The organism is uncultured Treponema sp. (assembly GCF_946187725.1).
Lineage (GTDB): Bacteria > Spirochaetota > Spirochaetia > Treponematales > Treponemataceae > Treponema_D.
Genome location: NZ_CAMHSK010000013.1, coordinates 54188 through 71288, shown reverse-complemented (window position 1 = coordinate 71288; position 17101 = coordinate 54188). Strand labels below are relative to the sequence as shown.

Sequence of the window (17101 nt, the reverse complement as noted above, 5' to 3'; positions counted from 1 at the left end):
TTCCGTTCAACTCTGGGATTACAAGACCGATAGCCTTTGCAGCACCTGTTGAGTTTGGAACGATGTTCTGAGCACCAGCTCGTGAGCGGCGGAGATCACCCTTGCGCTGTGGACCGTCGAGAATCATCTGGTCACCAGTGTAAGCGTGGATTGTAGCCATGATACCTGACTGGATTGGGAAAGCGTCGTTGAGAGCTTTTGCCATTGGAGCCAAGCAGTTTGTTGTACAAGAAGCAGCAGAAATGATATTGTCGCCCTTCTTGAGTGATTTGTGGTTTACATTGTAAACGATTGTTGGGAGGTCATTTCCAGCTGGAGCTGAGATTACAACCTTTTTAGCACCAGCAGTGATGTGAGCCTGTGCCTTCTCTTTTGATGTGTAGAAACCTGTACACTCGAGAACTACGTCAACACCGATTTTTCCCCATGGAAGTTCAGCTGCGTTCGGAATCTTGTAGATAACGATTTTTTTGCCGTCTACTACGATGTAGTTGTCCTCACCTTCACCGTCGTGAGCCTCTACAGTATGTTTTCCTTCACCGATGCGGCCAGCATAGCCACCCTGTGCTGTGTCATACTTCAAGAGGTGAGCGAGCATTTTTGGGCTTGTCAAATCATTGATAGCGACAACCTCATAACCTTCTGCGCCAAACATCTGGCGGAAAGCCAAACGACCGATTCGGCCGAAACCGTTAATAGCAACCTTTACTGCCATTTTTTATCTCCTATAAAAAAGAATACAAATTTGATAACTATAAAATACCGTATTTAAAAGAAATAAGCAAGATTTTTATAAGAAAACTACGGTAATATGCAAAAAACTTCAAAAGTTTATAAAAGAATCCCGTCAGTGTTCTGGCGGGATTAAAAGCTTATTGAAGTTATTGCTGGATAGAAATTATTCGGACTAAGGATTAAATTCCACCCAACTTGTAGAATAAGAATTATTTTCAGCAGATACTGTTACATCTTCTGTTTTATTATAAATACGACCAGCACTGTTACCAGTAGCCGTCCAACTTGGAGCAGATGTTCCTGCCGGACATCGGGCCATATTAAATCCATTCGTATCGTCTGGAACAGCTATTGTTGCCGTTGTACCCGAACCGGAAACCGTTATCCACTCACCTGTGGAAGTATCACCCCATACCCAGGCAAAAATTACTGCACTATCATTCCATATCCAGTCCGGAACAGTAACAGACAATGTACGAGTTGAATGAAGTGTCTTACTAACCTCACTAGAATCCTCATATCCATCAGCACTTGCATAAGCGTAAACCGTCTGTCCTTCAGAAACAGTGAACGGTGCGCTGTATGCCTGATAACTTCCAGAGCCGATTTTGTACATGATGTCAGCACCGGTAGTTGCACAGGTGATTGTACAGTTTCCGGCGTTGAAGGTGATTACAGGATTTGCACAATGCAGTTTTCCATCGTTTACCCAGATTTTGAAGTTTGTTCCGCTGTAATATTCTTCATAGCCTGAGTAAGAACTTGTCTTTGACCATCCGCTTCCAATCATTACAAGAAGATTTCCGTTAGTTCCTTTAATCTCCGCAACATAATATCCATTTGAAGCATCAACGGTTGTACGAATTGAATCATATTCGATACCCATATCCTTACGGAGCTGGATGAGTTTATCGATGTGCTGACGGAGGCTGTTGCTTGTACCGGCTACAGTGTTGGAAGCATAGTAGGTGTTATCAGAAAGCATTCCGCTGTATGGATAAGTTGAGCTAAGACTTCCGCTTTCTGCAAAAGTAAAATAATGGTTCCATGCAACACAAGGTACTCCAGGATGAGTAAGAATCAAAGCATAAGCCACACCAAGAGAATCATTATTCAAGCCCCAGTGTCCCTGGTTTGAACCAGTGTCGTGATTGTCAACGAAGGTAACTGCATCAGCAGGCTGACTGATGTAAAGGTTTGAACTGTCAGCAAGAAGCCCAAAATTCCAGGTACCAGCAGTGTTTGCCTGATAATAATATGTATTGTTTCCTTCTTTGCGTTCGTTTGTAGAATAGAAGCCGAACACCGTGTTCATAGCACCTTTAAGGGCAAAGTCAAAGGCCCTGGCGCGTTGTCCACCTTCATTTTCAGTAGAAGCTATCCAATTCTTAATTGCATTTCCCCATGTTGAAGGACTTCCAGCATCGTAACCTGCTGTTGGCCAATATTCACCAACACTGAATTCTGCAGAAGATTCTGCATTATATTTGCCAACATATTTTCCGGCATATCCCTTCACATAATCATAACGCCAACCGACGAAACCTGCTGGTTTAAGAACATTATTCATCCAGTCGATGATACCCTGTTGCACGACAGTATTGGTGTGGTCAAGATCTCGATATGCTCCGTAACCATCACCTGTGTCAGCAGCACCTCTCATGTCTGAAGAAACTCCATACATATGAGGATCGCCAGTTGAAGAATTAAATCCTTCATCATCAGAACAAATGGCCTTATAATTGGAACTCTTTACAACACCCCAGTCAGGATTTGTAAAGTCTCCCCAACAAGTAGTTCCAGCGCGGTGATTTACAACAATATCAGCGATAGCCTTTGTCGGGCTGATAGCAGATATCATATCAGAAAGATCTTCTGCGGTTCCGTAACAGTTGTTCAAATCATTCAGTTCTGTAGGAGCATAGCCTTCAGAAGAATTTGTATCAGTCTTACTTGGAGGCGGACACCACATATATGCGAATGTCTCTTTTATATCGCCAGCACGATCTTTGACGATATCATACCATCTACCCCACAAAGGACTTGGATTTTCCAAAGTGTACTGACCATAGTTTCCTCTTGGGGCTGAGTTCCAGTTGAATCCCTGAAGCATTAGCCCACTCTTTACAGATTGCGTTCTAAGAGTATATTTCTGGCTTACAACTTCAGAAGCTTCAAGTCCATCCTTGAAAGCTTTTGCCTTAACTGTTTTGGTTTCTGTGAGGGTGAATGGAGCTGTATAAGCATCGCTACTTTCTGTAGGAACAGTTCCGTCCAATGTGTAGCGGATTGTTGCACCGGCAGTATCACAGTTGATTGAAACTGTTGTGCTGGTTGTGAAGGTTGTATCTCCGCTGAATACTGGATTTGCACAAGTCGGAACCTTGTGAGTAAACTTCGTGCTTTCAACGCCCGAATTGTTATAGCCCGTCTTTACAGCTATGGCTTTTACCGTAGTTGTTGAAGTAATTGTGAACGAACCAGTATAAAGAGTGCTGCTTGTTGTAGGTATTGTTCCGTCTGTGGTGTAGTAAATGTCTGCACCGTCTGTCGAACAGGTAATCGTTATATCAGCGCTTGTATCAAAGGAAGTTGTGCCTGAGATTACCGGTGTAGCACAGGTTGGAGTTTCACCGCCATCTTTTACCTGCTGCAAGATGAGAACAGTCCATGCACCCACACCGTAAGTTTTTGATGTTGTAATCTCATAATACTTTTCTGCATCAGTATCAAAAGGATCCCAGCTGTTCATGTAAGGTTCTGCCCAGCTTCCTGTGTCGCAGATTCGTACCCAGTGATAACCTGTTGCAGGAGCAGGAATTGTTACACTCACTTCACCGGAAGTCATGTTACTGAAGAAGAAGAAGTCATGTCCTCCTTCAATCGCAGAACCCTCAATCTTATATCCGAAAGTTGCATCGCTTGAGTCTCCGCCATCCTGATAAGTCAGGTCAGGAGAAGAATAAGAACTTTGTGTAAATGCCGGGTCGGAATGCATTTTTAGCATTCGTTTCATAAAGAGGAAGTTTCCGTTTATTCCGGCTTCATTATCGAATGTTCCGAATACATTATTATAGGTTCCTTCTCCACCTGTAGAAATTGCCTGCGGTGAATCTGTGTTAATCATGTTGTAGTTGTTCCAGGTTGCAACGCTGTCGATATTGTAAGGGTTATTGTTTCCGTTCTGCGTACGACCGAACTCGTCTCCCCATACAATCATCGGAATGCCTCGTGTTACCATCTGGAGTGCAATATAGTTGCGGTTAATCTGTCTGTGACCAGTTTGTGTGTTTATAGGAATATAGTTCGTATCGCCGTTACCACCATCGCTAGGACCAAATGGCCATGCATTACCGTTACATGCGTTTCCAGCACCGGCATAAGAAGAAAGGTCAGCGAGAGTAAAACCGTCGTGTGCATCAATCATGTTTACAGAAGGTCTATAAGTTCCAAAAACATCGCTGCTTCCGTAAAGAGCGTTTCCTATGTTCAGGCTGTAAAGAACATTATCGTAATCTGCTTTTGTTTCTGTTGTTCCCGCTCCACCGACATATTTTCGAACGACATCACGGTAGACACCGTTCCAGTCGCCCCATCCATCCGGGAATTTTCCGATTTTATATCCGCCCGGCCACTGGCAGTCCCAGGCTTCCGCAATCATCTCAACACTGTTTGAAGCTCCAAGGCTTGCAATCTGAGTAAGAGTTGTTGCTGTGCTTGAGAAATTCCATGTACCGTTTCCTTCGCGGCCAAGAACAGGCGCAAGGTCAAAACGGAATCCGTCAACGCCCATATCCTGAATCCAGTAAGTAAGAGAATCAAGAATGAACTGACGAACTACAGAATTATCGCACTGAAGGTTGTTTCCACAACCAGTTGTTTCCCAATAACTCCACTTCTTGTCAGAAACAAGGGAATAATAAGTCTGGTTATCGATACCGCGCATACTTACGACAGTACACTGCTTTCCCGCATCATAATCAGGAACAGGAACTTCGACTCCATTTTCCCATTTTGTTGCGTTTCCATGCCAGGTACCGCCTTCGCCGGAGTGGTTGTAAACAACATCAAGGTAAACTTCAATTCCTTCATTATGGAAAGCATCAACCATTTCCTTGAATTCTCGGGTTGGTCCGCCTGCCGTTTTGTCGTAAGAGTAACGTCTGTCTGGAGCAAAGTAACCGAATGTCATATATCCCCAGTAGTTACCGCCTGCGCTGTCATCAGGATTTGCATCGTTATCAGTTTCATGGACAGGAAGAAGTTCAATTGTATTAATTCCAAGAGCCTTGAGGTATGGAGCCATGTATGCAGCACCCTTGTAGGTTCCACGGTACTGAGCAGGAACGTCAGAAACATTCTCAAAGCCATCGATTCCATTTAATATAGAAGAAAGATTTGAAGAAGAAGGATGCTGAGTAATTCCGCGAACGTGAGCTTCATAGATTCGAGCCTGACTTGCAGGAATTCCCGGTTTCGTTCCGCTGTACGGAGCATCGGAAATAATATATCCCTTAGGAGCAATTGTTCCAGAGTCGTATTCGCGCCACTTCTTTGTGCTTCCGACTGGCTGACCAGAAGAAAGAATTGCATATTCTGGTTTTGCAAGTTCATAAGTGGTGTTTGTCGTCTTATATGCCGCAATTGCCGCAGCGTTGCTCACATCATGCGTCATCTCCCGCGCATACGGGTCATACACAACCTTGTTCGGGTTAAAGCGGTTTCCGCTAGCATCGTAATCCGCAACAAAACCTTCAGAACTTCCGCCTCGTTTCCAGTCGCTACTAAAATCCCAGTTTGGTCCCCAACAGCGGAATGCGTAGATTGCGCCAGTCAAGTCGCCGGAAAGTTTTGCACGCCATACATTATCGCTTCCCTTAACCATCCAGTAGTCGTACATCGCTTCTGTACCGTAAGCTGAACCGTAGATTTCAAGGAGGATTTTTGTTGCATTTGCAGAATATAAGGCAAAGGTGGTGTTTTCACCGTCAACGTGTGCACCCAGCGCCCAGGTTCCGCTCGCCCATCCAAAGCCGTCTGTCGTACCGTTCATATCAACAGGGCTGTAATCTCCTGTTGCAGGATGTGTATAGCCAAGGGAAGGCTGAGCAAATTTCCATGAAGAAATCTCTGAATTAAGGAGACCTGAGCAAACCGCAATGGCTTTTACAGTTACTCCGGCAGTTACGGTGATTCCGTTTGCAGCATTGTACAAAGTGCTTGAAGTGGAAGGAACTGTTCCATCAGTTGTGTAGTAAATTGCAACTCCCTCTGGCTCATCCTCTCCATCAAGAGTGCGAGCTTTGAGGTAAACGGTGGTTGCACTTGAAATAAATTCGCTGATTTGAGCGCCGGAAGCATTTTCAAGACGAGGAGCCGGTGTTTGGAATTTGATTGAACCGAGATTTGTAGCTTCTCCGCTTGTAATTGTAACAGAGTTTGCATAAACAACAGTGGTTCCGTTTACAATTCCGAATACCTTCCAGGTTCCAGGAGCGACATTTGAAATCGTATTTGTTCCGGAAGTAATTTCCTCAAGTTTTGAAGAAACCGGGTCACAAATCTGCAATATAATAGAAGAAGATGTAGCATTACTTTCAAAAGTCAAAGTTCCAGCAGAAAGTTTATAGGTTTCGGCCTTATCTGCGCTTGCAGTTCCCGCTCTAATCTCAGAAGCAATTTTTTCGGCATCAATCAAAGCTGCATGAGTGTTTGCCGGAAGATAAGATTTTACTGTCTCTACAGAAAGATTTGAAACATCATAGCCGAGTTTCAAGAGTTCAGCATACACATTTCCGACTTTGCTGTTTTCCCAGTTGACAGTGACAGAATTTGAATCTCCGGCCTGAATGTCACAAACAGCGGTCATCGTAACGCCTGCCATTCCCTGCAAAGCTGAATCAATCGTAGTTTTTGCCTGAACGGTTACGACGCGATTTTTACCAACCGGAATTCCTTCTATTTTAACAGCTCCACCAGATGAGCCTTGAGAAATGCTTACATTCTCTTTTTTGATAGTGGAAACAATTCCATAGCCAGTTACAGTGACATCAGCGGCGGTAATAGCATCCATATCAAGGGCACGATTTTGAGATGCGCCAGTTGTGATTGTGAGAGAACCGTACAGCTGTTCATTTTTTGACTCAGAATAAGAATCTTCATGGCTGTCAATGCTTGCAATACAAGACGAAAAATTAAGGGTAAAACAGACAGCGATAATTTCTGCACTGATTCTAAAAAACTTTTTTATCATAGTCATAAAACAACCTCTCGCAGTTGAAACTGATTTTATATGAACTATGGTAAGTCTGATTTTTTCAATTGTCCAAAAATCTGTCTATATAAATAGAAAAAAGTGAATATCCTTATATCATAAAGAGAATTATGGAAGTGCTGATTCCATTTGGCACAAAAAGTCCGCACTTCCCTTCCAAGTTGATTTTCAGTCAGTCAGGTCCCCAATCAAGGTTCCGCCGTAACTTGAATCTGCCCATTTGGTAGCCTGATATGCCTCAAGAGATTCCGCGTAAACATGAATCTCCGGTTTTGATGTAAACATATATGCGGCAAGAGTTGGCGGTGTTTTTGCGTAAACATAAACATTTTTGACTTTTGAACTATAAAATACGCCCTGGTTCATTTTTTCGACATTTTTTCCGATTATTACGGTCTCAAGTGAATCACAATTACTGAATGCACCGTAACAAAGAAGCGTTATGTTTTCCGGGATTTCAAGATTTGTGATTCCCGTGCGCTGAAACGCTCTTTTTTCAATTTTTGCTATTGAAAGCGGCAGTTTTATTTCTTTGAGATTACGACATTCGGCGAACATATAAAAACCGATTTCATTATCTTTAGTGGCAAACTCCCCCTCATCATTCTGATAATAAACATCCCCGCCGCTGACAATCTGGGAATTCGAAAGGTCAATCGATGCCAAATTTCTTTCAATAATAAGTTCACGAAGATATTTGACATCAGTTCCGTTCAGAGGGCCATTTATTTTTGCACGAATCGTATCACAAGGCAAGGTTTTTGAAAGATTTCCGGCTTCGAAGAAAAAAGATAGGCATTGATTGTTGGAGGGGCACTCACTTTTACATAGGCATTTTTGACTCGTGAACTATAGAATGCGCCCTGTGAGATTTGTGAAACTTTGTTGCCGATTATGACCGTTTCCAAAGATGAGCAATAGCCGAATGAATCGTACCCCAAAGAGATTATGTTGTTTGGAATATCGATTTTAGAAAGCCCGGTACGGCAAAACGCCCTCTTTCCGATTGAAGTGATTGATGAAGGCAGAATAACATTTTTTAGTGTACTGCAATTGTAAAACATGAAGTCAGTGATTACACCATCCGCAGTCTCGTATGATTTTTGGTTTTCGTCTGTATAATACGCTTCTCCGCCAGTCACAAAAACCGCTTCCGATAAATCAAGCGTTTCAATCTCGCCAGAATCAATCCTGCTACGGATATTTTTGACATCAGTTCCGTTAATATTGCCGATGACTTTTAAGGTCTTTTCTGAACCTTCATTTTCCCCCTGAGAATTGTGATTTTCTGACTCATAAAAAAGTGCTGATTAACACCTATCCGATTAATCAGCACTTTCCGTAAGGTTGGTTATTTTCCGATGCGAGCTTGGGCACTCGTGATTTGATCAACATCCTCTTTTTCGTGAGATGTAGATTCATCATCCGAGCAAGGCTCTGTCGCATTATCAACCATGCTTACATCCCATGGAAGACAATCCATCAACGAACCTCCGTTTGGAGTGAGCTGCCGAACGCCGATTCCATTAGACAAAATATAAGCCTTATCGATTCCCAATGTTGCAAGCGGAATCGTGTACCAGTAGCTCATATCAAGGTCGTTTGTATCTACTTCTGTGTAATTTTCACTTTCCAGCAAATCTTCACCAGTCTGATTGCTTTCTGCTCTGTTTCCTGTTGGTGTTGATTCAAATTTTACTTTACTTGAAACCTGGCACTTGCGGTTATAGCGCACAGAAATTCCAGAAGTACCAGCTGTTTCTGCTCCAGGTGCCCCGGAATTAGCACTCAAGCAGTAATCTTTATCATAACTAAAGTAACCAGTTGACGGATTCAATTTGAAAAGACCTGGAGTACCAACTCCAACAAAGGCTGCCTTATGCTCTGCATAACCGTATTTTGAAGAACCGTAGAACAGGAAGTCAAATCCTTCACTGTCAGTAAAGTTGATTGCGTCCCAAATAGGTTTTCCGCTTGCAGAACCAACTAAAGGAGCATTAGCAGTCGCACCCTTTCCAGTATTGATTATAAATCCAAGTGGACAGTCACGGTTATCCCACCATGCATTATCGCTTCCGGCATAGTTGTGATTCATGAAAGTTGCCCTCCCATCAGGAAGATTTGTAAGTTCTACCATTAAATAAAGATTTGTATCATCGTAAGCCGCATACAAAGCATATGCATCATAAGGAGATTCCTGAATTCCCATCCATGTGCGAGGGTCATCGTAAGCCGCACCGCGTGCAATCTGCATGTCTTCAGACCAGTCGCTCCAGCTGGCAATTGTTTTATTTACACCGTAACCTTTATCATTTGTACCGTACTGCCCCTGATTTGGCGCACGCTTCGTATAACTAACCGTCAATGTATAGATTGCGGTTTTGCTTCCGTTTGTTACCGTGATTGTAAACTCCGCACTTTCGCCATCAGCGACGGTTCCGGTTGTTGCGCTGTATGTAACAGTTGCAGAAGAATCAGCCGCGCTTGCAACAATGTTTGTAATTGAAAGGCTGTCGTCAGTTCCTGTCATGCTAATAGAAGCTGTTGTTCCAGAAATCGATGCTGATTTCCCGTTTACTGCAATTGAAGTCAAGGTTGTGTCGTTTGAAAGCTGATTTTCTGTAGGATCTGAATCATAGAACGCCCCTGCTGTTCCACAAGTTCCGGCAGCATCGTACCAGAAAGTTGCAGTTTTACCAGTTTTGATATCATCAGTCTGATTTGAACCATTATTATTCAAAATCAAATTAATAGAACCGCCATCATATTTATCGGTAATATCAACATAATACCAGCCGTCAGGATTATTCATCATATCGTCTGTAGCAGCCGTTGCTGAAGTTCCCGGCCATCCTGCAGAATAAGCAGATTGAGTTCCATTTTTCCAGATATAGAAAGTCTTTTTGACAGAATCATTTGCAAATACAATGACTTTTCCAGAAATCGAACTTCCTATAGTTAAATCATTCTCCCCACTAACAACAGTGATTGTTTTTACCTTTTCTCCGTCGGCATAAACATTCCATTTTCCTAGAAGAACATCGTCAAAAATCAAAGTTGAACCGTCTGCACCAGCAGTTCTTGCCACAGAAGACGGGTCTGCAATCTGAACGGATTTTCCACTGTAGCCGTAAACTGTCGCGTTCACAGTTCCAGTCGAAAGTTTGTAGGAAGAAGCTAAATCAAAAGTTCCTGTCTCAGAAAGCACTTTCTGATAGTCGCCAGCGATTTTTGCCACATCAACGAGGCTCGCATGGCAGTCACTCGGAATCACGCTTTCAAAAACGCCCTTATTAATAGAAGAAACATCGACATTTGCATTGATAAGATTGTAAAAAATGTTCGCGACGGCAGTTGTTCCCCATGTAACGCTGCACTCATTCGCAATCCCGGCCTTGATATCGACCAAAGCACGGATAACAGCCCCGTCAACATTGCTTTCTACAGTCACAACACGGTTATCACCAACAGGAATGTTTTCGATTGAAACGACTCCCGCTCCGCTGGAAATGCTTTCAAAAGTTTTTGGAGTAGTCGCAGTCATTCCGCTGCCCGAAACAGATACCGTCACACTCGAAATCTCAGAAACATCAATCGCCCGCCCCGCACATTCAGCACCTTTGATTACAAGGCTTCCGTACTGAACATAAGATTCTGATTTTTCACGCTCAGCCCCAGACTCGCCAAAATCCGAGCATGAAGAAAAAATCAACGCAAGCGAAGCAAAGGTTGTGAAGAAGATTCGCTTCGATTTCAACAACTTTATTTTCAACATTTTTATTTTCATTGTTCAACCTTTTTTTAGTTAGAAAGAATAAATCGAGCACTCAAAGCATCAACGGTTACAGTTCCACTAACACTTTCACCTGTAATCAAATCTGTTCCCGTTGCAGAGAAAGTCGATGATGAAGAACCGTTATTAATTGCATAAATGATTGTTTCACCACCACCAATTTTCTTTCCGACATAGCAGTCGCCAGTTGCATTAATATCCGTGTTAGTTCCGTTCCACAATGCTTCGTGTTCAGAACGCATTGCCATAAGCTGCTGGAAATAAGAAATCAAATCTGACTGATTCGTATCAAATCCAGAAATCTTTCCATTTGTGCGCGAGCCATTATCCCAATATGCACCATCACCAATAGAAGTATTTGTCGAAGTAACATAAGTAAGGTTTCCTTCCAAAGCTCCCCATTCATCGCCATAATAAACCGTTATCGGCCCTGTATAAGCTGCCAATGAAGCCAGTGCAACCTTATGTCTGTTCCAATATTCAGAACTGTTCGTGCTTACATTTCGCCAAATCTTGATGTTGTCTCCAAATCGTGTCATATCATGGTTTGTAAGGAACAAGTTCGGATAGTATCCAGAAGAATGACTATATCCTTTTTGAGTTGCAGATTTGAATGTATCAGCCGCTTTAGGAGCAAATGACGGATATTTTCCACTGCTCTGCCATTCTGAACCACCAGTAATTGACTCAACCAAAGAGTAGCGACCTGAGAAATCAAAACAAGAACGAAGACCATCACCAGCTACTACACTAGACTGAATCTGATTTGCATTATCTAACCAAGCCTCTCCTACCATGTAACCGAGAGTTCCCCAATCAGAACCTTTTGTACCATTTGCTGACGCTGCAGATTCAACAACATTACGCAATTCAATCCAATAATTATGCCCGCCTGTACTAGCTGAACCATAAGAACCATTTCCAACCTGATAGCATTGGTCAAGTCGCCAGCCATCAATTTTGTAATTTTTAATCCAATATTCTGCAACTTCTGCAAAATAATCATAACTTTCTGGATATCCTACAGGATTATAATTGCCGCCATTTCCTGTAGAAGCATATTTACCATTCGGAGAAGCCGCAGTTCCGCAAGAACTTGTATGACCAAAAACGCCGTCCAAAATAACGGCAATTCCAGCCTCATGGTATTTTTCTACAAGTTCGGCAAATTTCTCATTCGTTCCAAAATGAGGGTCTACATTGAAATAATCGTGGGCATAATAACCTGTAGACCCCAAGGAATCCCCTGAACCTGTATTTGAATTAAAAATCGGAGTCATCCAAATAGCGTTCACACCAAGAGACTTGATGTAATCCAAAGCATTGATTACCCCCTGCAAGTCACCACCGACATTCTGACCGCTCGGACCATACGCACTTGTAAATCCGATACTAGAATCTCCATCTTGAAAATGACTTACCATAATCTGGTAAATTCTAAGTTGATTGAAATCAGTGATTAAACCACTCGGTTCTTTTGTCGTAAGCGTTGCACTCGCAGTTTCACTTCCAACACCGTTTGTGACGCTCGCACTTACTGTGATATTCGCTCCCTCACTTGTAAATCCCAGTTCAGAAAGCGATTTTGACCAAGTGCCGGCGGTCGTTCCCATGTTGTATTCGGTTCCGTTTACGGTAACTTTTGCAGAAGTAATCGTATCGTTTCCGTCGGTAAATGTGACTGAAATCGAACCGTTCAAAGCAATCTTGCTTCCGTGAGCTGGAGAAATTGTCACGGTCGGGGTGACTGGTTCCGGGGGGATGTCTGGGTTTGAGGTCACAAAAGCTGAACCATTCCACCAATATTCTCCGGCATTCGAAATCTGAAGATTACTTGTCTGAGGGGTGCCTGCCTTACTAAGGATAACCATAGAAGATGTAACATATGACTCTCCATTCTTAATTGTATAATCATACCAACCGTCGCTATCAGAGTCAGAAAGTGCATCTCCAGGCCAAGTTGAGTTTTTACAGTAATTTGTCGAACTTGTTGTTGCCCAAACCCAAATATGACTAAATTGATTAGGATTATAGGTTGAATTAGATGTTTCAGCCACATGTACAATAATCTTATCAGTAACAAGCGCCTGCCCTACCGTAACACTAGCCGTTCCACCGCTAGTCACAGTCACGCTTTTCGTCGTCTTTACGGCACCGTCTGCATCCAAAACATAAAGCGTCCATGTTCCCGGAGCCACATTCGCAATCGAAACGACTTCAGAAGTTGAGGCGGTCTTCGTCTCTGAAAGCGGATCAGAAATTTGGAGCGTGCAGCCATCGTATTCATTGCAAGTGACATTAACGCTTCCCGCTGTCAGTTTGTATGAATCAGCAGATTTCAAACCGTAATTTTCGCTTGTTTTAGAAGAATCAAAATCCTTGGCAATCGCACTCGCGTTTATCAAAGAAGCATGTGTTTCAGTCGGAATCGCGTTATCAATAGAAGAAACTTGTTCATCTGTGAGGGTGTTTGTGTTGACTCCAGCAGCAAGCAAAGCCGCAAAAACCGAACCTTCTCTGCTTGATTCCCAGTTCACATAAACAGTTTCATTTTCGCCACTTTTTACATCCGTGCGGGCAGAAATCAGGATTCCATCAATTTTAGAAGCCGCCCCATCATCTCCAAAGGCCTGTGCCAAAACAACAGCATTTTTGCAGACAGGGATTTCTGAAACAGTAATTCTGTCAGAATTTTCAGAAGCACCGGCTTTTCCACCAGAAACACTCACCTTTGCACTGGATTTTTCAAAAGCGTTTCCTTTGGAATCGAAACCTTTTACCGTAACGACAGCACTTTTTATTCCGCCTGCATAAATAGCCCGACCAGAATCAGAAGAAAATGTCACTGATATAGAGCCTAGTTCACCATAGTAAGCGGAATTTCTGCTTTCAGAATCAACACCACTGTCACAGGAAGTAAAAACTGCCCCCGCAAATACAAGAAGAGAAGCAAAAGGCAGGAAAAAAACTTTTTTAAGATTTAACGATTTCATTTTTTATTATTACTCCAAAACAAATTACTTTTACTGAGGGTCAAGAACTGCAAATCCGTTTGCCGGAGCCTCAAGCTTATATGAGCCGCTCACACTTACTGTCGAAGTATTCAATGTGCCGCTACCATCGCTTGTGTAAAGTGTATAAGTGCCTGCTGGAAGTCCACTGAATGAATAGCTTCCGGCACTACCTTTATGATTCAAAATAACTGCGGCAGTTTTTCCGTTCCAAGTGCGGGTAAATGCCGCAGGAATTGTATCAATGCTGACATTATTCTGAGCACCTTTCTGTATACACTCACTTGCATGATAAACTTTGTTTAAGACTTTAAGATGCTTGTACATTGAAGGTTTATTCTGCTTAACATAATTGATTCCGACATCACCAAGCATCCAGCGAGAAACAACATCATCCTTGTTTGTTGAAGGATGAGTTCCGCTCCATGAATACATTGCCTCAGTTCCGTAATATACGATTGGTACGCCACGGAAAAGATAGATGTAATTGAGCGCGTTTTTGTATTTTTCTTCAGAGAAAAGACCTTCACATCTGTAGCAGTCATGGTTATCTACAAACATTGCCGTCTTTGTATATTCGTCTTCTGTCATGCAGTCAAACTGAACATCCCCCTGAGAAAGAACATTATTGTAAACAGCCCCGATAGAATCTGCTCCATTAAAGACCTTCTGCATGTTTCCAGGATAATCAAGGCAGCTCAAATGCATATCAAGCATATGAAGTGAGTCAGTTTTATCTTCTGAATGGCGGGCAACGGCATCATAGCGACCGCACCACGCTTCACCAATCATATAGAAGTAATCATTTCCTTTTTCTTTTGCGTAATTGTACATCGCATCAGCAAATTCACCGGCAAACTCGTTCGGAATATATGCCATTGTATCGATTCGGAATGCGTCAACTCCGGCATCGATGAATTTCTTGTAAACATTAATGAGATGATGGCGACTATCCTTGCCATCTTCGCCCAAATGACCGAAGTCAATCAAATCAGCACACTGACCAAATCCATAATATGAATAGAATCCATTTTTAGAAGGAGTTGAACCTTCCGGGACCTCTTCATAATAAGGGTCAAGAATCTTCCATGCCCATTCTTTTCCATCCATGATTGTCTGAACAGGATTAGAAGCCCACAAAGTTGGAGCAGAACCAGCACCATGATTTCCGTGATTGATAACGATATCCTGCATTACGCGGATTCCTTTTGCATGGCAGGCATCGATAAATGCCTTGTAGTCAGCCCAGCCGTCACTGTCTTTTCCGCTTGAATGAAGATGCGGGTCAATCTTGTCAAAATCATATCCCCAGTAACCATGGAAAGCACTTGCCTGATAAGGATCGCCACCGCTACTTCCGTCATAGAAATAGCGGCCTTCCGGCTGTTTGACGCTCGGTGTAATCCAGATTGCAGTGAATCCCATGTCGGCAATGTAATCAAGATTATCAATGATTCCCTTAAAATCTCCACCGTGGTAGTAGCTTAGAACGCCTGTTTTATCTTCGCTATAATCGTACAGCTGACTTTCACCCTTAGGAAGATATTCGTCACCCCAGATATTGTTGTTTGTCTTGTCACCGTCTGCAAAGCGGTCAGTCATCATAAAGTAAACCGTCTCTTCTCGGAAATCGCGGTGAGTAAAACTTCCTTTCGGATTGATTGTAATTGTCTTAACTGCAACATCAGTGTCGCCCTCGTTGTCAGTAACTGTGAGTGTAACCGTATATTTTCCGCTTGCGGTGTAAGTGTGGCTCAAATTTTTGCCGCTTTCTGTTGAACCGTCACCAAAATTCCATTCATATGATTCAATCGTGCCGTTTTTGTCATAAGAAGAAGCCGCAGAGAAGGATTTTGCAATTTCTGCAGTGCCCTCATCCCCTGTAGAAATGACCGCCACAGGAGGAATATTCTTATTGCTTGTTGAAATTGTGATTTCAGAGGTTGAAGAAACATTATCCGCGCCATCATAAACTTTTGCGGTAAGAACATGAGTTCCATTTGAAAGAAGACTTGTATCAGCTTTGTAAACAGAAAGCCCCGCCGTTTCGCCCAAAAGAACTCCGTCAGCATAATACTCAATTTTAGTGATTCCGCTCTCATCTTCCGCATTAACAAAAAGATAAACGCTTCCAGAAACTTCCTCTCCGCCCAAAGGACTTACCCAGCTTACGAATGGTGACACAGCATCATTCACTGCAGAACCAGACCATTTTCCGTTTTCATAAGTCCATGTTCCGGCCGTGCGCTTCATGTCAGCAGTCTGGCTTCCACTCCAGTCAGCTTTTGTCTTAAAAAGAAGATTTATTGAAGTGTAATTCAATGTGCCCGTATACCAGCCTTCTCCCCTTTCAGAATCAGCCGAAAGCTCATAAAGTTTTCCGCCCTCGCCGTCTTCCCAGTACCAGACATACTTGTAATTTTTTACATGAAGTACAATCTGAGTTGCCTCACTGCCATTTAAGCCGATTACATAATCACTTTTATCTTTAAGACCTTCAATTCCTCCGGCCTTATAATCGTATGCAATCTGTGCTGAATTAATCCGGTCAGGACTTACGGTTTCATCAATTTTGGAAACGATTCCATTTTTATCCGAAGAAGAAATTTGTGAAATCGGGTAAGCGAGCTCCTGAAGATAGAAGAAAACATTTGCCAGTGGAGTTGTTGCTTTGCTCACTTCGACAGAATTTGCACCCGATGTAATATCAAGCACCTTGCGAATAACGATTGCATTCTCATCCAAAATGCTGGAGTCGGATTCAGAAGTGTATGCATAAACCGTAACAACACGATTTTTACCGGCAGGAATTCCGTTAATCGTAAGAGAAGATGCTTTTCCGTCTGCAACAGACTGGAATGAAGAGGCAGGTTCGCTCCCCTTTTCAATTCCCGTGCCAGAAACAAAGGCTTTTGCAAATTTTATTGAAGAAACATTAACAGAGCGTGCAGAAGAAGCAATGGTCAATGAACCGAATCCATCATAATTTTCAGAAGATTTTTCAGAAATGCCGACAGAACATGACAAAAAGAAGAAAGACGAAAGAATCGCAATGAGCGACTTTCCACGCAATTTAAGAACTTTTTTCATATTTCAATTCTATGAGGAAGATTTATCATTTCGCAAAAAAAAATTATTTAAAAAGTCAATTATGTGAAAATTTTACTAAAAAATGTGAAATTCAGACATCACAAAGGAATCAAGAACATAAAAAAAAACCGGACAGCAAGTGCCATCCGGTAAACTTATTTTAGTGCAATACGGAGAAAAAGAGGAGAAAAATCCGCA

The 17101-nt window shown here is 42.6% G+C and carries 7 protein-coding genes; all 7 read right to left on the bottom strand.

All coding sequences use genetic code 11. From position 1 onward, the window contains the following. Positions 1-715 (bottom strand): glyceraldehyde 3-phosphate dehydrogenase NAD-binding domain-containing protein (locus tag Q0Q74_RS07135; protein ID WP_294429653.1); only part of this gene is annotated, 715 nt, incomplete at its 3' end. A 192-nt stretch (positions 716-907) separates the two neighbouring features. Continuing rightward, positions 908-6994 carry a chitobiase/beta-hexosaminidase C-terminal domain-containing protein gene (locus tag Q0Q74_RS07130; RefSeq protein ID WP_294429652.1) on the bottom strand — a complete coding sequence of 2029 codons (6087 nt, stop codon included), beginning with the start codon at positions 6992-6994 and terminating at the stop codon, positions 908-910. 183 nt (positions 6995-7177) lie between these two features. Further along, positions 7178-7765 (bottom strand): leucine-rich repeat domain-containing protein, encoded by a 588-nt coding sequence (locus tag Q0Q74_RS07125; RefSeq protein ID WP_294429651.1) that lies wholly within the window; start codon positions 7763-7765, stop codon positions 7178-7180. Next, a complete protein-coding gene (locus Q0Q74_RS07120) occupies positions 7735-8151 on the bottom strand; it encodes a leucine-rich repeat domain-containing protein (RefSeq protein ID WP_294429650.1) in 417 nt (138 codons plus the stop codon). Before Q0Q74_RS07120 ends, Q0Q74_RS07125 begins: the two co-directional genes overlap by 31 nt. Before the next feature lie 209 nt (positions 8152-8360). Further along, positions 8361-10784, bottom strand: coding sequence for a starch-binding protein (locus Q0Q74_RS07115; RefSeq protein ID WP_294429649.1), 2424 nt, complete (start codon positions 10782-10784; stop codon positions 8361-8363). A gap of 26 nt (positions 10785-10810) precedes the next feature. Then, positions 10811-13795, bottom strand: coding sequence for an alpha-amylase family glycosyl hydrolase (locus tag Q0Q74_RS07110; RefSeq protein ID WP_294429647.1), 2985 nt, complete (start codon positions 13793-13795; stop codon positions 10811-10813). Between the two features lie 30 nt (positions 13796-13825). Next, positions 13826-16903 (bottom strand): alpha-amylase family glycosyl hydrolase, encoded by a 3078-nt coding sequence (locus Q0Q74_RS07105; RefSeq protein ID WP_294429646.1) that lies wholly within the window; start codon positions 16901-16903, stop codon positions 13826-13828. Positions 16904-17101 lie beyond the last annotated feature (198 nt).

What these genes read in the sequence shown, in the direction of transcription:
- Q0Q74_RS07115 (WP_294429649.1), bottom strand. Translation starts at nt 10,784, where the DNA reads ATGTTGAAAATAAAGTTGTTGAAATCGAAGCGAATCTTCTTCACAACC.
- Q0Q74_RS07105 (WP_294429646.1), bottom strand. Translation starts at nt 16,903, where the DNA reads ATGAAAAAAGTTCTTAAATTGCGTGGAAAGTCGCTCATTGCGATTCTT.
- Q0Q74_RS07130 (WP_294429652.1), bottom strand. Translation starts at nt 6,994, where the DNA reads ATGACTATGATAAAAAAGTTTTTTAGAATCAGTGCAGAAATTATCGCT.
- Q0Q74_RS07110 (WP_294429647.1), bottom strand. Translation starts at nt 13,795, where the DNA reads ATGAAATCGTTAAATCTTAAAAAAGTTTTTTTCCTGCCTTTTGCTTCT.